This window comes from Sandaracinaceae bacterium, assembly GCA_020633055.1.
Lineage (GTDB): Bacteria > Myxococcota_A > Polyangia > Polyangiales > Houyiibacteriaceae > JADJJE01.
The window spans coordinates 1-19,423 of record JACKEJ010000008.1 but is presented as its reverse complement, the minus strand read 5'-3'; the positions used below and the strand labels follow the sequence as shown (position 1 = coordinate 19,423).

Sequence of the window (19,423 nt, the reverse complement as noted above, 5' to 3'; positions counted from 1 at the left end):
CGAGCTTGTCAGGACCCTACTGCGCCGCGCCGCGCAGCACGGTCTCGACGATGTGCCGCACCTCGCTGTCGCTCAGGTTGCGGTCGCTCTGCTTGGCGGCCTCGAGCACGGCCTCCGCGAGGCCCGGCGTGTCCGGCTGGCCTGCCTGTCGCAGCCAGAAGCGCACGTTGCTCAACCCGCTCATGGGGCCGATGACCACCTCTTGGCGACGCCCCAGCAGGCTGGCGGGCACGCTCGAGTAGACCCGGTCGGCCAGGGCGCGGTCGCCGCGGCTGGTGGCCTTGAGGATGGCCGAGGCATGAACCCCCGTGCCGGTCTTGAACGCGTTCGCGCCAAGCAGTGGGTAGTCCGCCGGAATCGGGGTGCGCGTCGCGTCGGACACGCGTTCGCACAGGTCGCGTAGCGCGCGCAGGTCGGCCCCGTTGTCCAAGGTGCCTTGCATCATCGCCAGGTTCAGCCAGAGCTGGTCCAGCGACGCGTTCCCGACGCGCTCGCCGATGCCCAGCCAGCAGCCGTGGATGCGGTCCGCCCCCGCCGCGATGGCCTCGAGGCTGTTGGCCAGCGCGAGCCCGCGGTCGTTGTGTCCGTGCCAGTCCACCCGTACGTCCGCGCCGTGCTGCGCCACGATGTCGCGTGTGAAGCGCACCAACGAGCGCACGCCGTTCGGGGTGGCGTGACCCACCGTGTCGCACAGGCACAGGCGCGACGCTCCCGTGTCGATGGCGGCCTTGAACAGATTGGCGAGGAGGTCCGGGTGCGAGCGTGTGGTGTCCTCGGTCACGAACGTGACCGGCAGGCCCTCACGCACCGCGAAGTCGATGGCCTCCACCGAGCGCGACAGGATGGCGCTCTCGGACCACTGCTCGGCAGCCTGGCGGATCGGTGACGCGCCGATGAAGGTCATGACCTCCACCGCGACACCGGCCTTCTGGCTCAGGCGCGCGATCGGCTCCAGGTCCCCGATCAGCGTCCGACCTGCGCAAGCAGGCTTGATGCGCAGCCCCTCGGCCACGATGTCGTTGGCCAGCTCGAGCGCGTGCGCGAACGCACGACGTCCCGCGCTGGGGATGCCCAGGTCCACGGAGTGGATGCCCACGGCGTCCATGCCGCGCACCATCTCGATTTTGTCCGCGACGGATGGATCCACCACGGCCGGATCCTGAATGCCGTCGCGCAACGTCTCGTCGTGCAGCAACACGCCTGCGGCCAGGTCGCGTTCGCTGCCGTTCCAGTTGTAGATCAGGTCTTGGTCGTCACTCATCGACAGGCAGTCCCGCCCTCGAACGTGTGCGCACATGGGGGCGTCCGAGCGGGGGGAGGATGGGGCGAGGTTACCGTGCGGGCCACATGAAATCGACACCGGACATGTTTCCGGGAGCTTTCCGGACGACGGTGGCCCCGCCTGGATTCACACGGGCTTCAGAAACGCGCGGGCGTTGCTGAACGGCGCGTCGTCTGGTCGCTGAGTCGTCCGCATTTCGATGACCACATGGTCATCCTCTTGCCACCCGCTGGTGACCAGTGTGTCCCCAGGCCACACCGGCTTGCGGAACTGCCCCTCCAGGCGTGACAAGCGCGATGCGTCGCCGCCGCAGGCCGCGTTCACGACGTGCCGAGCCACGTGCCCGAACGTGCACAGGCCGTGCAGGATGGGCAGCCCGAAGCCCGCCTTCTCCCCAATGGCGGGGTCCGCGTGGAGCGGGTTGTGGTCGCCCGTGAGGCGGTACAGCAAGGCCTGCTCGTTCTGCGTCGTCTCTTCCACCACGAAGTCCGCGTCGCGCTCGGGCGGGCGCACCTTCTCGGCCTTGGGCGGCTTCTCACCGCCGAAGCCACCGTCCAAGCGGAAGATGATGTCCCACGAGGTCTCGCACAGGAGCTCGCCCGCCTCGTCGCGCGTCTCGCTCACGAACGTGGTCTGCGCCAGGCGCTTCAGGTCGTACACGCCCGCCACCTTACCCACCGTGAAGACGCGGCCGGAAGGCGCGAAGGGCTTGTGCACCGTGATGCTCTGGGCCCCGTGCACGATGCCCAGCATGTCCCCCCCGACCGCGTCGAAGAGCTTCAGCATGGCGGGCCAGGCCGGGATCACGGCGTAGGTCGGGAACACCTGGGGGCCCCGCTTGTCCGCGCCCTCCCACAGCAGGTGCAGCTCGCCGTCGCGCCGCGCCCCGATGCCGAGGTTGTAGAGCACCACGTCCTGCCAGGTGTACTCGTGCAGCAGGGGGTCCGTGGTGAAGCCGAGGGCGCTGGGGTCGAGGGCCATGACGGGGAGGTATCAGACGCCGTGCGCCGCGCCAAGCCGCCGCGCGCGCCGAACACGGTGCCCCACGGGAGCGCGTCTGCTATCGAGAACCCACGCGCATGTCGGCTCACGGACACGGACACGGCCACGGGCATGGACACGGAGGCGGCCACGGACATGGGCACGGCGGTGAGGGGGGCGCCATCGGTACCGCGTTCTGGCTGAACTTCGCGTTCACCATCATCGAGTTCGTGGGTGGATTCGCGTTCAACAGCGTCGCGATCCTGTCCGACGCGGTGCACGACCTGGGGGACACGCTGGCCATCGGGCTCGGCTGGTGGCTCGGCCGCGCGAGTGAGCGGGAGGCCAGCCCGACGTACACCTATGGGTACCAGCGCCTCTCCGTGCTGGCGGCCGTCATCAACGCGATGGTGCTGATCGGCGGCTCGGTGTACCTCATGGCCGAGGCTGTGCCGCGCCTGTTCGAGCCACAGATGCCCTACGCGCCCGGCATGTTGGGCCTGTCCGTGCTGGGCGTGCTGGTGAACGGCGCGGGGGTGCTGCGCCTCTCACGCGCCGAGTCCCTGAACGCCAACATGATCCGCTGGCACCTGCTCGAGGACACGTTGGGCTGGGTGGCGGTGCTGGTGGTCTCGCTCGTCCTCTTGGTGTGGCCCGTGCCGGTGCTGGACCCCATCCTCTCCATCGCGTTCACGGCGTTCATCTTGTTCAACGTGCTACGCAACCTGTGGGCGGCGGTGCGCGTGTTCCTGCAGGCCGCGCCCGCCGGCATCGACCTCGAGCAGCTGGTGACTCGTCTGCGCGCCCTCGACGCCGTGCACGACGTGCACCACGTGCACGTGTGGACGCTCGATGGTCAGCAGCACGTCTTCAGCGCGCACATCGAGCTGGTGGACGAGCGGCCCGTGGCGCAGCTGCGCGCGCTCAAGGGCGAGCTGCAAGAGATCGTGGGTGGCTTCGGGTTCGCCAAGTCCACCATCGAGTTCGAGTGGCCCGAGGAGCCCTGCCGGGACGCAGCCCGCGCCGCCGCCCATTGAGCAGCCCCCCGCGGACGTGGCGCGCGTCTCCGACCGCGGAGTCGAGCGCCCCTCGCCGCAGCAGCGCTACCCCGTCCGCGCTGTCACGGTGCACCCCGCAGCACCGCTATGCCACCCGCGTGGGGAGCGTGATGGGTGTCTCCGGCGGGCGTCCCTGCAGCACCGCGACGCAATTGCGCAGGGCGAGCTCTGCCATGACCGCGCGCGTCTCGGTGGTGGCGCTCCCGAGGTGAGGCAGCAGCATCACGTCGTCCCGGTGGAGCAGCCCAGGGTGCACACGTGGCTCGTGCTCGTACACGTCCAGGCCCGCCCCTCGCAGAGCTCCGCGCTCGAGGGCGTCCACCAGGGCAGCCTCGTCCACGACGGGACCGCGCGCCGTGTTGATCAGGATGGCGCCGGGCTTCAGTTGCGCGAGGCGCGCCGCGTTCAGCAGGTGGTGCGTCTCGGGTGTCAGCGGGCAGTGCACGCTCAGCACGTCCGCTTCGGCCAGCAGCTCGTCCAGGCTGCGCCTCGTCGCCCCCAGCTCGGCCGTCAGCTCCGTCGACACCGGGTTTCGATTGCAATAGTGAACACGCATACCGAAGCCCCGCGCGCGCCGCGCCGTGGCGGCCCCGATGCGCCCCATCCCGATCAGCCCGAACACACGACCGTGCAGCTCGGTCCCCAGCAGCATGTCCGAGCGCCAGCCGTGGAACTCGCCCGCCCGCAGCAGGCGCTCGCCCTCCCGGACGCGCCGCGCCACCCCGAGCACCAACGCGAACGCGATGTCGGCCGTGGCCTCGGTCAGGACGTCGGGCGTGTTGGTCAACACGATTCCGGTGCGGGCGGCTGCGTGCAGGTCCAGGTTGTCGTAGCCCACGGCGTAATTCGCGATGACCCGCAGCTGTGGACAGGCCGCCATGAACTCCGCGTCGATGCGATCGGAGAGCATGGTCACGAGCGCGTCGGCGTCTCGGCAGGCGTGTAGCAGCTCGTCGCGCTCGGCCGAACGGCCGTGGGCCACCGTCCGCACGTCCAGCCCCTTGGTGGCTTGCCGGAGGTCGAAGCTGGCCCCAAAGGGCAGGTCACGTGAGAGCACGAGGGTCGGCATGGGCCGACCGTAGCAGTCAGGGCCCAGGCCGTCTCGGCGCCGGGCCCCGGTCGCGCTGGGCGACCGAGGCCATGCGGCCGACGGAATAAAAACGACCGCGACGGAGGGGGTGGGGGGGGTTCGTCGCGGTCGCAGGGTGTGTCAGGCCATTGACGCCGGGCGTGGGGGGGTGGCCCAAACGTCGGCTCCGAACACTGCTCTTTCCCTATGCTAGACCCGTGCCAACGTTGGTCGCCACGAAAAGATTGAGGATTTTTCTGTGCAAGTTTCGGCAACGTCGCAAGTCTGAAAAATCTCCCTTGCGGCGACGAAATTCGTCCACGTGGCCGGAGGGCACGCCGAGCCGGAGGAGGGTCCGCCAGCAGAACGCTCGACGTTCAGCCGGGGAACCTCGTCCACGAATAGCCCCTCGCACCCCACCGACGCGGCACCTTCCACGGCGCTGGGGAACTCCGGCTCGACGCGCCTCACGTACACGCGTTACCCGCCGAACTCGTGGGGAATCGGAAACCAGGGCGCGGCTCGCACGCTGCCACCGACCCCGCTGCCATGGAGGCCAGAACGACCGGAGATCAGCGCCGGTCTGGAGGGGGCTGGGGGTAGCCGGATGGGCCCCGGGGGGATGGTGCCTGTCGCGTCCATGAGTGCAGTTGCCGCTTTGGGCCCAACCCCATCACTTTTTCTTCGGTGCGGCGGTCGATTTCACCCGGGGGCTCACTCCAGCAGGCGCAGGCCGACGGGCAGCGAGTCGCCGAAGAAGCGACGCTCGTCTGCCTCCTCCAGCTGGGCCACCTCGCGCACCATGCGCACCCAGGCCTCGCTCTTGCCCTCGCGCTCGAGGCGCGCCGCGACCTGCTCGCGCAGCGCGTCGGACACGTCCCGCACCCGGTCCCCACTGCGGCGCGCCATGAGGGCGGCGGCCATGGGCGCCTGGGTCGCGTCGTTCTTCCATTCGACGCTCAGGCAGCGCTCGAGCCACTCGTGCACCACGTGGGGCGGCACCACGTCGTGGGCGCTCCCATAGAGCGGCACGCGCGCACCCAGCCGGCCCACGGCCCACCACGCCTGGGGGTTCTCGTCGTGCTCCATCAGGCGCGTCACCAGCCAGCCACCCACCTGCGCCTTGCGCTCGGCCCCCACGCGCTCGAGGGCGCCGGCCAAGCGCACCATGTCGTCCACGGCCAGCATGCGCGGACCCGCTGGGCGCGGCTTGGGCTTGCGGCTCGGGGGCTCCAGGTACCACTGCACCTGGTCCAACAGCTCGCGCTGCGCCTCGGCCGGGAGCCCACCCGCGATGCGTCGGAACAGGGTCCAGTGCTCGGACCAGTTCTGCGGCTCGGGGGCGTACTGCACGCCGGCGCGCAGCGCGGCCTCGACCAGCTGGCTCACGCGCCACTCGTCCAGGGGATACCCAAAGCCAGGCCGCAGGGTGTAGCCCACCAGGTTGAACCACACGCGCTCGTGGTCGGCGCTGCGCCGCCGGTTCTTCACGCCCGCGAACAGCGCCGAGAACAGCTCGCGGAGCAGGGGGGTGTCCCAGCCCTCGCGGGGGCCCAGGATCTTCTCCAGGTCCGCGCGCAGCCGCTTCACGTCGCGCCCCGTGACGTCGGCCGCGCCCTTGGCCTTGCCGTACACCTCTCGGATGCGCGCCGTGGCCTCCGCGAAGCGCGGATGCAGCTGGCCCACGTGCAGCGCGGCCAGCTGAGCGTCGTCGCGACCACGGATCTGGAATTCCAGCTTCCAGCGGGCGCGGGCGTCGTCGGCCTGCACGCAGGACATCTCGAGCGTGCCCACCTCGGTCAGCGCGGTGACGAGCTCCACCGTCACCTCGGCCTCGGCCTGCGCCCCCTGAGGCGATCCCCCACCCGCGGCCTTGGCGTCCAGCACGGCGGCGATGGGCGGCAGGCTGGTGTAGCGCTCCGGGTCGTCGAGGGGCACGCGCTCCCCCGGGCGGATGTGGCGGACGTCGGCGGTGCTGGTCAGCAGGTGAAAGCGCACGGGGCGGCCGAGCTTCAGCGAGAACTGCTTGCCGGCCAGAGCGATCTCCTCGCCCTCCTCGCTGCCACGGGGGAGCAAGCAGATGGCCTCCGCCACGCTGTCCCCACCATCGCCGCCTCGCGCGCTCGGCTCCTTGGGCAGGGCCAGGAAGTAGCTGCGCGCCGAGCCTCCGCCCACGCGCAGACCCACGCCGCGCCGCGCGAGCCCGTAGGTCACCGCGCCGAGCGCCACCGCCAGGTCGGGCTCGTCGTGCGGCAGGGCGCGCACCGGGCCGCCGCGGAAGCTGCCGAGGGTCTCCACCACGCGCTCGCGCAGCAGTCCGCTGCGGAACACGCCGCCGTTGAACAAGACCGCGTCGGGCAGCGGCGCGCCCTCACCGACCGCCTCCTGCGCCACGGACTCGTGCCGCGCGAGGAACGCCGCGAGATGGCGCGTGACGGCCGCGTCGGTTGCGTAGGGCAGGCCCAGCTCCATGAGGCCGGAAGCCCTTCGCGCCGGGCGCGCGTCTCGCTGCACCAGGGGAAAGAAGCCGTCCAGGGCGGCCGCGCGGACCTCGTCACGAGCCAAGCGCGCGCTCGCCGACGCGCCGATCAGCTTGCTGCCCGAGCCCAGCACGGTGACAGTCAGCGCCTCGGGGGCGTCGGGCGAGAGCAGCCGCTCCTTTGCGGACCGACACTCGTGCACCAGCTGGGCGAAGCGCAGCGCGCTCAGCGGGCGCCCCGGGCTCAGCTCGGCCTCGCAGCGCTTGGCGAGGGCCAGGTCCATGTTGTCGCCGCCCAGCATGAGGTGGTCGCCCACGGCGATGCGCGTCATGCGCGGCCCGCTCTCGCGCTGCTCCACGCGGATCAGCGTGAGGTCCGTGGTCCCGCCGCCGCAGTCCACGACCACCACCAGCTTCACGTCGGAGAGGGCCTCGGCCAGGCCGGCGCGGTGTTCGCCCAAGAAACGGTAGAACGCGGCCAGCGGCTCCTCCACCAGGCGCACCTTCGGCAGCCCGGCCAGCTTGGCCGCGTCCAGCGTGAGCGCGCGGGCGGCCTCGTCGAAGGACGCGGGCACGGTCAGCACCACCTCCTGCTCGTCCAGCGGGTGCGTGGGGTGCTGCGCGTCCCAGGCCCCGCGGACGTGCGCGAGGTAGCTGGCCGACGCGTCCACCGGCGAGACCTTGCGGACCTCGGCCGGCGCCCCCCACGGGAGGATGGGCGCGCGCCGGTCGACCGCGCCGTGGCACAGCCAGCTCTTGGCGCTGGTCACCAGGCGGGAAGGGACCCGCGCGCCCAGGTCGAGCGCCAGCGCGCCCAGCACGCCTGGCTCGCGATCGTCGTGCAGCGTGCGCGCCTCGGGCAGCTCCTCTTCGCTGGCTTGATAGCGCGCGGAGGGCAGGCTCGGGCGCTCGGCCACCTCGCCCGCGGCCACCCACTGCGGCAGCGGGAACACCTCCGCGCGCGGCATGGCGCTCGGGCCGGCCCCGCGCGTGTCGGCGAAGGCCACCACCGTGTTGGTGGTGCCCAGGTCGATCCCTACGATGTATCGGGCGCTCATCGGGCGCGCAGTGTGGCCACAAGGGCGCGGGGGGACAAGCATCTGGTAGAGTCCCTCGAGGAGCAGCCACTGCCGTGAATCAAGTGCCGACGCTGGATGTGCGCGAGCTGCGCGAAGGGGACGCCACGGGCTTCGTGCGCGACCTACACGCCTCGCTGCGCGAGTTCGGGTTCGTGACCTTCGTGGGGCACGGCGTGGACGAGGGGGTCACCGAGCCTGCCTACGAGGCCCTGCGCGCGTTCTTCGCGCTGCCCGAGGAGGTCAAGCGCGGCTACCACATCCCGGGAGGTGGTGGCGCCCGCGGCTACACGGCGTTCGGCGTGGAGGCCGCGAAAGACGCGCAGCACCCCGACCTGAAAGAGTTCTGGCACGTGGGCCGCGAGTTCGCGCCCGACAGCCCGTTCCACGGCACCGAGCCCGAGAACGTTTGGCCCCAGGAGGTGCCGGGCTTCAAGGCGGCCACGCTCGCCCTCTACCAGGCGCTGGACGCGCTCGGCGTGGACATCCTGCGGGCCATCGCGCTCGGCCTGGGGCTCACGGAGCGCTTCTTCGACGACGTGGTGGACCACGGCAACAGCGTGTTGCGGCCCATTCACTATCCGCCGCTGCCCAAGCCGTGTCCGCCGGGTGTGCGGGCCGCCGCGCACGAGGACATCAACCTCATCACGCTGCTGGTGTGCAGCGACGCTCCCGGGCTCGAGCTGCTACGGCGCGATGGCGCGTGGCTCCCGCTGGGCACCGAGCAGGGCATGATCGCGATGAACGTGGGGGACATGCTGCAGCGCCTGACCAACCACGTGCTGCCGAGCACCACGCACCGCGTCACCAACCCCCCCGAGCCGTGGGCCAGCCAGGCGCGCACCAGCATTCCGTTCTTCCTGCACCCGAACTCCGAGTACGTGATCCGCACGCTGCCAGAGTGCGTGAGCGACGAGAACCCGGACCGCTACCCAGAGCCCATCACGGCCGACGCGTACCTCACGCAGCGGCTGATCGAGATCGGGCTCATCAAGTAGGTACAGCGCGCGGGAGCGGTCGCGACCGACCGCGGCCCTCGGGCTGCACGCGACGAGCGCTCTCGAGCGCCGCAACGAGAACGGCGCGCCACCCCCCGGGAAGCACGCCGTTGCGTCGTGTTGGTAGAAGCGCGTGTCAGACCGAGAACAGCAGGCCCGCGACGATCATCCAGATGCCGAAGCCGATGGCCACCAGGCCGAGCACGCCCTGCTTGGGCTGCAGCTTGGCGATGGTCTGGTCCAGCTTGGCGACGGCCTCCTCGTTCTTGATGAACGTCTTGAGGACGCCCACGCCGAGCAGCAGGCCGAGGCACAGCTGCAGCACACCGTCCACCAAGAACGTCACCCAGTAGATGGGCGCCGCGGTGAGCCAGCCGATGTTGAGCACCGACGAGATGACGACCCACAGACCCCAGAACGCCGACACGGCGCCGATCCAGCCCTGGTAGGGCGCGAGCTTGTCGATCAGCTCCTTCGCGTCCGGCTTCTTCGCGATGATGAGACTCGCCGCGCCAAGCACCCCGAGCACAGCCAACCAGATTCCATTTACCATAGAGAAAACCCCCAGAGAATGTGTTCAACCCGGCGCCGATTGTGCCACGCCGATCCCCCACGTCGCCATGGGGATGGGTGAAAAACCCCATGTTTTCTCGGGGGCGGAAAGTCACAGCCCACCCACAGCCGGCTCGAGCGCGCCGCCAATCATGCGCGTGACATGGTGGCTCGGCCTCGGTCCGTGGTTCGCTCGCTCGAGTCAGCGGAACCCGACGACCTTCAGCGCGAACAGGGCGTCGAACCAGAAGACCATTCGGAACCCGTTCTCGGTGTCCCGGCCGCGGATGAAGCGGGACTCGTACTGGATGTCCACCCCGGCGACGCGACCCACGTCCACGCGGCCACCCAGACGCAGCCCGCCGCTGCGCCGTGTGGGTAAGACGGGGTCGCCATAGGTGCGGCCGATCATCCCGTGTACGAGCGGGCTCAGCCCGAGGATGTTGCCGAAGCGGAACGCCCCACCGAACACCAGGTGCCGGCCGGCCAGTCGTCCGCGCCGTTCGCCGCTGTAGCCCAGCTCGAAGGACGCGCCGAGCTGCTCGTCGAGGCGCAGGTCGAGGCCCAGCAGGAACTGACCGGTGAGCATCGTGGAGTTGGGGTTGGTCGCGAACTGCGGGCCGAGCCCGAGGCGCACACCGGGCAGCACGTCTTCGTCTCCCATCCAGTCCGCTCGCACGGGCGCTGTCACCGCACACATGACCAACCCCATGACGAGGGGCACCCACCACTGAACACGCGTCATACCCGCCATGCCCGCATGGTACGGAATGTGCGTCAAGTCTCACCCCCTTTCCATCCCGAGTCCGTCCTAAGCGGGGCGCCTGAGTCATCCGCGCGGGACGCCTGGGGCTTCTTGGACGAGCGCACGGACGGCGCGCCACGTGCGCGAGCCCGCTCAGCTACCCGGTGGCCAGAACGTGGTGGGCAGGCCGATGGTCTTGAGCATGGCGGCTAGGTCCATGCTCACGGCCACGGCGACGTGCACAAAAAAGCCGGACCAGATCGAGCGCGTCTTCATGGCCAGTGTCCCGAGCACGACGCCCGCGATGCACGCGCCGAAGGTCTCCAGCATGGGCTTGCCGAAGTGGATCATCACGTAGGGCGCGGTCATGACGAAGATGGCGTGGCTGCCCATCTGCGCCTTGCACGCCTTCAGCCACCAGCCGCGGAAGAAGAACTCCAGCGCGAAGAACTGCGCGGCGTACATCAGCTCCCAGCCCAGGAAGTCCGCCCAGCTGAGGTTCGCGCCTTTGTAGAACGGGTAGTAGTTGGTGAACTCGGGGCTGCGGCTGACGAAGGCCACGCACACGGCCACCACCAGGTAGCAGAGCATGTACAGCCACACGTGCTCGCGCAGCCCCTTGGTGGAGAGGCCTTGGTCGCGGACGCGCTCTCCGTACAGGCGCACGATGACCATGGGGACGAGGAAGTAGCCCAGCACGCGCCAGCCCGCCCACCACGCCCACGCCACGCGCTCCGCGTCCGGCGAGCGGCGCCACTCGCGGATCCACCCGAGCGGCTGGCCGTCGGTGATGCGTTGGTCGAGCCAGTAGCGGTTCCCGACGTACTCCATCAGCGTCAGCAGCACGGCGCTGCCCAGCAGGGCGATCAGCGGCCGCCAGTCGTAGCCGAGCCCGGCCTGCGCTCGGGCTGCCCGCTCCTCGGCGGCCTCGCGGTCCATCTCCTGCCAGGTCTCGAGGAAGAAGCGCCGCGGGTGCAGCTCGGCCAGCTTCACTGGGGCCCGCTCGCGGCCTCGGTCGCGCCCGACGCTTCAGCCTGTTCGGCCGCCGCCAAGAGGCGCTGCACGCTCACATCGCGGCCGAGTACGTCCATGACCTCGAACAAGCCAGGGCTCGCAGAGCGACCGCTCAGCGCCACACGCGCGGGCTGCGCGACGTTCTTCATGGCCAGCCCCTCGCGCTCCAGCCAAGCGGTGACCGCGGCGTCCAGCGTGGCTTGGTCGAAGGGCTCGGCGCGCTGCACCAGGTCCGCCAGCGCGCGCAGGTGCGGCGCCGCCTCGGGCTTGAGGAACTTCCTGGCCGCCTTCTCGTCTTGCTGCGGCACGTCGCGCAGGAAGTAGTCGAGGTTGTCGGCCAGGTCGGGCAGCAGGCTGCTGCGCGGCTTGATGTAGGGCATCGCCGCGAGCACGCGGGCGTCGTCTGCGGCCACCTCGAGCCCACGCGCCGCGAGGTACGGCTGCGCCAGGGCGGCGAGCGTCGCGTCGGGCTGCATCCGCAGGTGCTCGGCCTGCACGAACAAGAACTTCTTCGGGTCGTACTTGCCCGCTTGCTTGCCGCAGTTGGCCCAGTCGAAGAGCTGCACCAGCTCGTCGCGGGTGAAGACCTCCTGGTCGCCGTGCCCCCAGCCGAGGCGCGCGAGGTAGTTCAGCACCGCGTCCGGCAGGTAGCCGAGGTCGCGGTACTCCATGACGCTCACGGCGCCGTGGCGCTTGCTGAAGCGCTTGCCGTCGGGGCCCAGCACCATGGGCAGGTGCGCGAAGGCTGGCACGGGCACGCCCAGGGCCTCGTAGATCAGCACCTGCGGCGTGGTGTTGATGATGTGGTCGTCGCCGCGCGCCACGAGCGTGATGCCCATGGTCACGTCGTCCACCACGCAGCCGAAGTTGTAGAGCGGGAGCCCCGTGTTGCGCAGCAGGATGAAGTCCTGGAGCGTGCTGTGCGCGACCTCGATCGGCCCGCGGATCTGGTCCACGAACGTCGTGCTGCCCTCGCGCGGCGCCTTGAAGCGCACGGCGTGCGGCTCGCTCGGGTCGCCGTCGGTGCGGTCCCGCCACGGGCTCTCGAACACGAAGCCGTCCTTGGTGCCGGTGGCCGTGTGCGCGTCACGCGCCGCCTGGATCTCCTCCTTGGTGGCGTAGCAGCGATAGGCGTGGCCGCTCGCGATGAGCTTCTCCGCGTACTCCTTGTAGATGTCGAGGCGCTCGGACTGCCGGTACGGGCCGTTGGGGCCGCCCACGTCGGGGCCCTCGTCCCAGGTGAGCCCCAGCCAGCGCATGGAGTCGAGGATGATGTCCACGCTCTCCTGCGTGCTGCGCTCGGCGTCGGTGTCCTCGATGCGCAGCACGAACGTGCCGCCCTGCTTCTTGGCCCACAGCCAGCTGTAGAGGGCGGTGCGCACCCCGCCGATGTGCAGGTAGCCACTGGGAGAGGGAGCGAAGCGGACGCGGACGGGGGCGGCGGTCATGCGCGTGCGTCTACTGCTCTCGGGGAATTCGGTCAAGGTCGCCGCAGGGCGCGGAGCGCACGAGTCCGACTGGGCGCTCTTCGAGGCGTGGGCTGGGGGCGGGGTCGCGCGCGGGAGCGGGGAGCGCCGGGCCCGGGCTCGGTCGCGCAGACGCTCCCTGCGGTGCCTCCCCCATTGCGGCGCGCCAGGGCGCTTGCAATGGGGCCCCCCCGACACCCGGGCTCGGCGCTCCCCTCTCCCTCGGGGACGTCTCTTGCCCGTGGCGCGGGAGTGCGGCGGGTGGGACTCGTGGGATCCGCTTTGGGGCGGGAAGGGCTGGTCTGAGCTCGACGGTATGCGCGGGGTCGGTGTTGGGCGGGAAGGGCTGGTCTGAGCTCGACGGTTTGTGCGGGGTCGGTGTTGGGCGGGATGGGCTGGTCTGAGCTCGACGGTTTGCGCGCGGTCTGCTTCGGGGCGCGAGGTGCGCGGCTGCTTGCGCGGGGTCCGTGTTGGGCGGGGAGGGCTGGTCTGAGCATGACGGTTTGCGCGGGGACCGCGAGGGATGTGCTAGCGCGTGGCGGGTGGTGCGTCTGCGTCCGAGGCGGCGCAGGGCCTGGTGGGGTCAAAATGATGGTGGCTTGGCGTACCCTGGGCTGATGAACGCGCCTGCTCAGCCGCCCGCCTTGCGCGAGATTCCGTTCAATGCGCTGCCGGAGGCAACTCGTCGCCGGTTGACCGATGCGCTGGGGAAGCGGGGGGCGTCGCTGCCGATCTACGAGAATGTGCAAGGGAAGGGCGGTGTGGTGGGGTTCGCCGTGCTGGCGTTGCTGTTCGGGTTGGCGTTGTTGCTTGCGCTGGCGGTGGAGTTCGGCAGTGGGTCCAGCTTCACGCAGGGGCCGGAGTTCATCGGTGTGTACGCGGCCCTGGTGTTCTTGTTCGTAGTGTCCGCGCTGGCGTCCGTCGGGCGCGCGTTGCTGCTGCGAGCGGTCCCGTTTCGTCCTGGCGTGTACCTGTTCGCGACCGACTTGGTGGACGCCACGGGGCCCGTGCTGCGCATCCACCCGGTGGGGGCGATGACGAACATGAAGTGCGTCCATCACCACACGAACGGGGTCTACACCAACTCGCTGACCACGCTGCACTTCGGCAGGAAGAACTACACCTTCGCCGTGCGCGGCAAGCAGCTCGCGGAGGGCAAGCTGCGGGAGCTGAACACGCAGCGGCAGGCGGTGGTGGCGGCGGCGCGTGAGGGGGCCATCGACCGGCTGCGCGCGCTCGACGTGTTCTTCGAGGCGCGCGTGCTGCCCGTGTGGAACGACCCGGCGGCCGTGCCTTCGGCGCTGCGCGACGCGGGGGGGACGCCGCTCGCCGGCGACGTGCCGAAGGTCTTCTCGCGCAAAGCACTGCTGTCGCTGGGGCTCGCCGTGATCAGCGCCGTGCCCCTGTGGTTCGTGCGCAACCAGCTGTCGGACGAGGCCGCCTACCGCACCATCCGGAACTACTACCACGCGTCCAACTACGTGAACCGCGGCGGGAACCACGCGGCCACCGTGCGGGCGGACCTCCTGCCGCGCATGGCCCTCGAGCGGGCGCAGCAGCGCGGCACCGTCACGGCGCTACGCGAGTTCATGGCGGAATTCGGCGGGTCGCCCTACGGGCAGGCCGGGCGCGACGCCATCCACGCGCACTTCGAGCGGGTGAAGCAGGCGTTCTTGGCGCAGGCCAACACGCAGGACGCGCAGATGGTCTCGTTCATGAGCGCGCTGCTCGCCTGGCTCGAGGCGAACGGCTCGCCGCCCGTCGCCGTGCACTACGCGCCTCCGGGCGCTGGCGCCCTGCTGGAGGTGGACCGCGTCCTGGCCGCGTCCGCGGGTCGGGTGACTGGTCGCCCCATCGCCCCCATCGCACCACACTTCGCGCCCGAGTACGCCGCCTCGCGCGAGCAGTCGGTGACGCGCGCGCTGCAGGCCGGCTTTGGTGCGGTGTTCCCCGGCGAGATCTTGGAACTGCACGGCGTGCACGGGCCCGAGACGCTCGCTGCCGCAGCCGGCGTGCCCAGCCAGGCGCCCTCCATCCACGTCGCGTACAACGTGCGGCCCTCGGGGGCGACCTACAGCTCGGACCACGACTCGGCCGACTTCGTCGGCATCCAGGTGGACTTCGTGGTGACCATGTCCGTGCCCGGGCAGGCCCCCTACACGTTCATGGTGGGCGTGGAGCCGCCGGAGCACTTCAGCATCCGGCGCAGCAACGAGCCGGTGGTGGTCCCGGGGGGCACGGCCGGGCTCGTGTACGCCGAGATGGCGCGGCGGGCCTTCGACCGCTTGGGCGCGAGCATGGCGCAGACCTTCTTCCGGCCGGACTCGGCGGCGTTCCGCAGCGCGACCCAGGGCGCGGGGCAGTGACCCGCACGGCGAGCTCGTATGCGCTGCGTCGGTCTCGCTGGCGCGGTCGGTGCGGCGCCGTGTGGATGCTGCTGGCAGCGCTTGGCTGCGGCCCACGGAGCGCACCCGCCGCCACGACAGCGACCACAGAGGAACCACCCGACGAATCTGCGCCCCAGTCGTCGGGTTCGTCCGCGGATGACGCGTCCGGCAGCACGACGAGCAGCACGACGAGGGCGCCATCCGGTGAGGCGTCCGCAGCCACGCCCCCAGCGCCACGCGACCAGGCCGGCCCACCATGCGAAGTCCACGTCGAGGCCGTGCTCTCCGCGGAGGTCTACCGCGGCTACCACACCACACCGGCGACCCAAGCGGCCGTCGACGCGCTCTCCCCGGACGACTACGAGGAGTGGGTCGCGGAGTCGCACGGGGCCAGCTATCTCCTGTGCGCCTACCGCGTGCGGGTCGCGGGCAACGCCTACCGCTTCGAAGAGGCTCACGACACGACGTTCGAGCCTCTCGAACCGAGTGCGTGCGACGCCGCTCGCGGCGAGGTCGCGGAGCACCTCCGCGTCGTGACCGAGGAGTGCACCGACCTGCACCGAGGTGCGTACTACGGTTCGGACCTGCACCCGCTCCCCTGACACCTGGGATAAGCCGCTATCTGGTTGTATCGCGCTCTGAACGACGACGGCGCCAAACCCAGTGGAAAACAGCTGCACATCCTCCGCGTGAGCCCTGGCACCGCTCTTGCTCATGGGTGGCCTGTTCTCGTAGCTCAGCCAAGGAAGAGCACCGAAAAACCGGCGTCGGGCCCCTAACCGGGCACGGCGAGCCTGCTACCCGAAGCGCAGACGTGGCCATGGGGTCGACGAAAGCAAGTAGGGGTGTGGGTCGGCGGCGGAAGGTTTACAGATTGCACCGGACAGGGTTCAGAACGGGTTCTGTAGGGAAGCAGGTTTCCGAAAGGCCGTCTCATCGCCGTGGCGTGGGTTCGATCCCCACCGAGAACGCCAATCACCGCGTCGCCGCGGGTCCAGCCGGGGCCCGCGGTGGCGCCCTCCTCGACACGAGCTTGCGCGATGCAAGACCACATCTGACAGTAGCCCCATGCAAGTGGCGTGGACGTACCCGCTGTCCGTCGGCGAGGGCGCACCGTTCGACGGATCGGCCCCCCTCCACTGGGACGGTGAGCGCGTCCTGATCCCTGTCCACCGTCATGCGTTCGATCGGGAAGCGCGGAGCCGAGAGGAAGCCAAACGCGGCTACCAGTTCGACCTGCACCGCGTGGCGAGCACCGGGGTCGCGACGGTGACGAGCTTCGAGGTCGACGCCGCGCTTCCCGCGAGCGCCTGGTCCTTCCTGACCCTACCCAACGAGCTGCTGCTGCATGTGGGAACGTTTCATCGCGTCCCGAGCGGCGAGCGCGTCGAGGCCTTGCCGTTCGCGGACGCATCCGAGTTCGCAGGGCGCGGCGTGTTCCATTGGCACGCGGGTTTGCTCGTGTTCACCGGGGGACGTGGCTCCAAGATCTTCTGCTTCGACACGGACGCGGGCGAGGTCCGTTGGACGCTAGAACCATCCAACGGACGCAGCGCCAGTGTCGCGCCCGTGGCGTGACGGAGAGCTCGTCTGCTCCGCGCGTGATGGGCTCATCTACGTGGACATCGCGCGCGGCGTCGTTCTGCGTCGGCGGAGCCTGCCCGGCATCGACCGGCTGTTCCCACCCGTCGAGTTCGAGGGTGACCTGTTGTTCCCCTACGCGAACCGCGCCAGCGGTGGACTCGTGCGGTTCGCCTCCGGCACGGGCGACGTCGCTTGGAAGTGTGTGCGGCGTGGCCAGATCACCCCGACCAAGGGCCACCGCCTCCTCGTCCACGAGCGCACCGCGGTGCTCAGCGTCAACGGCGGTTCCTCCTTGGTGGGGGTCGACGTCGACACGGGCGAGACGCGCTGGTCGTTTCGAGCGCAGTGGCTCTACACCCCGCTCGAGGTCGACGGGTCGTCCATCATCTTCGGCACCGCGGGCGGCCACGGGCGCCACCTTCGCCGCCACGACGTCCGAACGGGGGAGACCGAGTGGGCCGTCCCGATGAAAGGGGGTTGCCCCTACTACGCGAGGTGCGGCGAATGTCTGGTCGCTGGGGATTGGAACGGAGTCTTGCGCAGCGTGCGCGCGACCGACGGCGTAGTGGTGGACGAGGCGCGCGTGGGACCTCACCTCGCGGGCCCGCCGCTCGTCGTCGGTGACCGCATCTACGTCCTTCGATGGTCGCCCGATGGCGCAGGCACGGCGCTCTTGGCGTTGGATGTGTGACGCCGACACGACCCGGACGGCGTTTGAAGTGCTTGCAGCGCGCCCCGCGCTTCCGGCTTCGGTGGGCGGCCAATGCCCGCCCCCGCCCGTCGTGTCAGCGGTCAGGGCGTGTGCCGAGCACCGCGTACTGGCGCACGTTCCCATAGGGCGAGAGGGTGACGTCGAACCCCGCGCGGCGGAGCTCCTCCATGACCCGCTCCTCCGGCAAGCGGAAGTGCATCGGCGGACCGTCGGGCGCGTCCAGGCGGGTCTCCACGATCAGCACCGATCCGCCCGGGACAAGCGCCCGCAGGAGGTTCCGTGCGTAGTGCTCGCGGTGCTCGATGTGGTGGTAGACGTTCACCATCACCGCGCGGTCGAGCGAGCCATCCGGAACCCCCGGGCCCGTCGGGGGCGCCAGCAGCGGCTCCACGTTGGTCCACCCGCTCGTCCGCGCTCGTTCGGCGACCCAGTCCACCATGGCGCGCTCCACATCAATGGCGACCACGCGTCCGCTCGGGCCAACCGCCGCGCTCAGGTAGCGCAGCAGGTAACCCGTGCCCGTGCCCACGTCGGCCACACGCATCCCCGGCGCGATGTCCATGTGGGCGACGAGCACCGCCGGCTGCTGCCACGCGTCCCGCTCGGGGCTCTCCCACGCGGTCGCGTATTGAGCGGGGTCGTCGAAGTGATGTTGATGACCGTGCTGCGGGTGCTCCTCGTGAGCCGGGTCTGTCTGTGGTTCGTCGGGTTCCACCGTGGCCTCTGGTGACGAGGTGCTCTCGTGCGCCGAGGAGGCGCCGCACCCCACTCTCATCGCGGGCGTCAGGGACAGTACGGCAAGCCAAAGAGCACTGCAGATGGACGCACGCGATGCCATGGAGCCACTTTGGCATGGACACCCGGGCAGCGCTCCCGCTCACGCTGGCCAGGCGGCGTCGGACGCCGCACACTCGGACGCCAAGAGGAACGCCTGTGACTACACACCACCACACCCACATCGCGCTCACCCTCGGTCTCGCCGCCGCGGCGGGCTGCTCCGTCATCATCCAGTCCAACCCGGGGCAGACCATCGACCAGGCGCGGGCCGCGGCCGAGGAGCAGACCAGCGTGCGGCTGTGCGCGGCGCTCGAGACGCCGAACATCGGCTTCGAGGACCCCACGCTGCCGCCGCAGATGACGTTCAACAGCTACCAGTCCATCACGGGCTGGCGCAGCCCGCGCGGTGAGCCGCTGGTGGGGCGCGGCAACGTGGACCTGCCGCTGGTGCCCGACAACGCCGCCTACGGCGCGCAGCACGGGCTGCTCAAGCCCCGCACCACGTCGGGCGCGAGCGAGCAGCCCAACACGGCCTACGAGTACGACCTGCACGTGACGCCGGGGCAGCGGTACGCGCTCGTGTTCTCGACGGCCTCCGCGGCCGCGGGCACGGACCTGACCCTGACGCTCTCGGACACGGACGTCGCGCCCTTCACCTTCGCGGTGCGCACCAGCTGGTACCAGCGCGTGGTGCCGTTCACGCCCACCGGCGACACCGTCACCGTCCGCTTCCAGACCAGCGGGCGCTCCGACGTGGGCTCGTTCACCCTCGGTCGCGGCGAGGTCGACGTCTACCTCGACGTCGCGGGGGTGTTCGCCGCCTGCGCCAGCGAGGCCGTGCCCGAGTAGGCCCTCCTTCGTCGCTGGCGCAGGGGGCCGCGCCCGGCGGGTCACTTCTCGCTCGATGGGGAATCTGCACGCTGCAGCGGCGGCCGCATCCCCGGCGGGGGTCAGCGACCGAGACCAGACGTCACGGCGCGCCGAGCACGTCGTCCGGGCTCGTCGCGGTCAGCACGCGGATGAGCATCTGCTCCAGCGCGGGCGCCGTCGCGGCCTCGATGGTCTCCACATCTGTGGCGTCGAGTTCACCGAAGCGCTCCGTCAGCTGGGCTCGCAGCATGGTGCGCAGGGCGGCGAGGGTGCCCTCGTGGCGGCCTTGGTCACGACCTCGCTGGAGGCCTTGCTGCAGGCCCTGTTGGAGGCCTTGCTGGCGGCCTTGCTGAATGAGTTGTTCACCGGCTGA

At 70.4% G+C, this 19,423-nt stretch carries 17 protein-coding genes; 7 read left to right on the top strand and 10 right to left on the bottom strand.

Translation table 11 applies throughout. From position 1 onward, the window contains the following. Window positions 1–16: 16 nt before the first annotated feature. Both H6726_16950 and H6726_16945 read right to left on the bottom strand, forming a co-directional pair. Complete coding sequence (locus tag H6726_16950) at window positions 17–1,261, bottom strand: 2-isopropylmalate synthase (GenBank protein MCB9659335.1); 1,245 nt, start codon at window positions 1,259–1,261, stop codon at window positions 17–19. A gap of 147 nt (window positions 1,262–1,408) precedes the next feature. Further along, window positions 1,409–2,263 carry a MaoC family dehydratase N-terminal domain-containing protein gene (locus H6726_16945; protein MCB9659334.1) on the bottom strand — a complete coding sequence of 285 codons (855 nt, stop codon included), beginning with the start codon at window positions 2,261–2,263 and terminating at the stop codon, window positions 1,409–1,411. 98 nt (window positions 2,264–2,361) lie between these two features. On the opposite strand from H6726_16945, the gene H6726_16940 reads away from it, so the two are divergent. Then, window positions 2,362–3,300, top strand: a complete 939-nt coding sequence (locus H6726_16940) for a cation transporter (GenBank protein ID MCB9659333.1) — start codon at window positions 2,362–2,364, stop codon at window positions 3,298–3,300. A gap of 106 nt (window positions 3,301–3,406) precedes the next feature. Here H6726_16940 and H6726_16935 read toward each other — a convergent pair whose 3' ends face one another. Further along, window positions 3,407–4,390: a D-glycerate dehydrogenase gene (locus H6726_16935; protein ID MCB9659332.1), complete on the bottom strand. Its 984-nt coding sequence runs from the start codon at window positions 4,388–4,390 to the stop codon at window positions 3,407–3,409. A gap of 714 nt (window positions 4,391–5,104) precedes the next feature. Next, entirely contained in the window at window positions 5,105–7,927 is a 2,823-nt protein-coding gene (locus H6726_16930) for a hsp70 family protein (GenBank protein MCB9659331.1), read from the bottom strand. Window positions 7,928–8,001: 74 nt separating this feature from the next. Here H6726_16930 and H6726_16925 point away from each other — a divergent pair, with 74 nt between their 5' ends. Next, window positions 8,002–8,943 carry an isopenicillin N synthase family oxygenase gene (locus tag H6726_16925; GenBank protein ID MCB9659330.1) on the top strand — a complete coding sequence of 314 codons (942 nt, stop codon included), beginning with the start codon at window positions 8,002–8,004 and terminating at the stop codon, window positions 8,941–8,943. A gap of 136 nt (window positions 8,944–9,079) precedes the next feature. On the opposite strand, the gene H6726_16920 is transcribed toward H6726_16925, so the two are convergent. The 4 genes from H6726_16920 to H6726_16905 form a co-directional block, all read right to left on the bottom strand. Next, complete coding sequence (locus tag H6726_16920; protein ID MCB9659329.1) at window positions 9,080–9,496, bottom strand: hypothetical protein; 417 nt, start codon at window positions 9,494–9,496, stop codon at window positions 9,080–9,082. Window positions 9,497–9,697: 201 nt separating this feature from the next. After that, on the bottom strand, window positions 9,698–10,249 hold the full coding sequence (locus H6726_16915) for a hypothetical protein (GenBank protein MCB9659328.1): 552 nt from the start codon (window positions 10,247–10,249) through the stop codon (window positions 9,698–9,700). A 144-nt stretch (window positions 10,250–10,393) separates the two neighbouring features. Beyond that, window positions 10,394–11,233: a CPBP family intramembrane metalloprotease gene (locus tag H6726_16910; GenBank protein MCB9659327.1), complete on the bottom strand. Its 840-nt coding sequence runs from the start codon at window positions 11,231–11,233 to the stop codon at window positions 10,394–10,396. After that, a complete protein-coding gene (locus H6726_16905) occupies window positions 11,230–12,702 on the bottom strand; it encodes a glutamate--tRNA ligase (protein MCB9659326.1) in 1,473 nt (490 codons plus the stop codon). The genes H6726_16910 and H6726_16905 overlap by 4 nt, the downstream gene beginning before the upstream one ends. 635 nt (window positions 12,703–13,337) lie before the next feature. Between H6726_16905 and H6726_16900 the strand changes: the two genes are divergently transcribed. The 4 genes from H6726_16900 (at window position 13,338) to H6726_16885 (ending at window position 17,382) form a co-directional block, all read left to right on the top strand. Next, the gene (locus H6726_16900) at window positions 13,338–15,086 is read left to right on the top strand and encodes a hypothetical protein (GenBank protein ID MCB9659325.1); all 1,749 of its coding nucleotides are present in this window, start codon (window positions 13,338–13,340) and stop codon (window positions 15,084–15,086) included. Window positions 15,087–15,385: 299 nt separating this feature from the next. Beyond that, window positions 15,386–15,709: a hypothetical protein gene (locus tag H6726_16895; GenBank protein ID MCB9659324.1), complete on the top strand. Its 324-nt coding sequence runs from the start codon at window positions 15,386–15,388 to the stop codon at window positions 15,707–15,709. A 466-nt stretch (window positions 15,710–16,175) separates the two neighbouring features. Next, complete coding sequence (locus H6726_16890) at window positions 16,176–16,685, top strand: hypothetical protein (GenBank protein ID MCB9659323.1); 510 nt, start codon at window positions 16,176–16,178, stop codon at window positions 16,683–16,685. After that, on the top strand, window positions 16,666–17,382 hold the full coding sequence (locus tag H6726_16885; protein ID MCB9659322.1) for a PQQ-binding-like beta-propeller repeat protein: 717 nt from the start codon (window positions 16,666–16,668) through the stop codon (window positions 17,380–17,382). Before H6726_16890 ends, H6726_16885 begins: the two co-directional genes overlap by 20 nt. 94 nt (window positions 17,383–17,476) lie before the next feature. Here H6726_16885 and H6726_16880 read toward each other — a convergent pair whose 3' ends face one another. Continuing rightward, on the bottom strand, window positions 17,477–18,118 hold the full coding sequence (locus H6726_16880) for a methyltransferase domain-containing protein (GenBank protein ID MCB9659321.1): 642 nt from the start codon (window positions 18,116–18,118) through the stop codon (window positions 17,477–17,479). A 218-nt stretch (window positions 18,119–18,336) separates the two neighbouring features. Between H6726_16880 and H6726_16875 the strand changes: the two genes are divergently transcribed. Then, window positions 18,337–19,029 (top strand): hypothetical protein, encoded by a 693-nt coding sequence (locus H6726_16875; GenBank protein MCB9659320.1) that lies wholly within the window; start codon window positions 18,337–18,339, stop codon window positions 19,027–19,029. 121 nt (window positions 19,030–19,150) lie between these two features. Here the strand turns inward: H6726_16875 and H6726_16870 are convergent, their stop codons facing one another. After that, complete coding sequence (locus H6726_16870) at window positions 19,151–19,300, bottom strand: hypothetical protein (protein MCB9659319.1); 150 nt, start codon at window positions 19,298–19,300, stop codon at window positions 19,151–19,153. Between the last annotated feature and the right edge of the window lie 123 nt (window positions 19,301–19,423).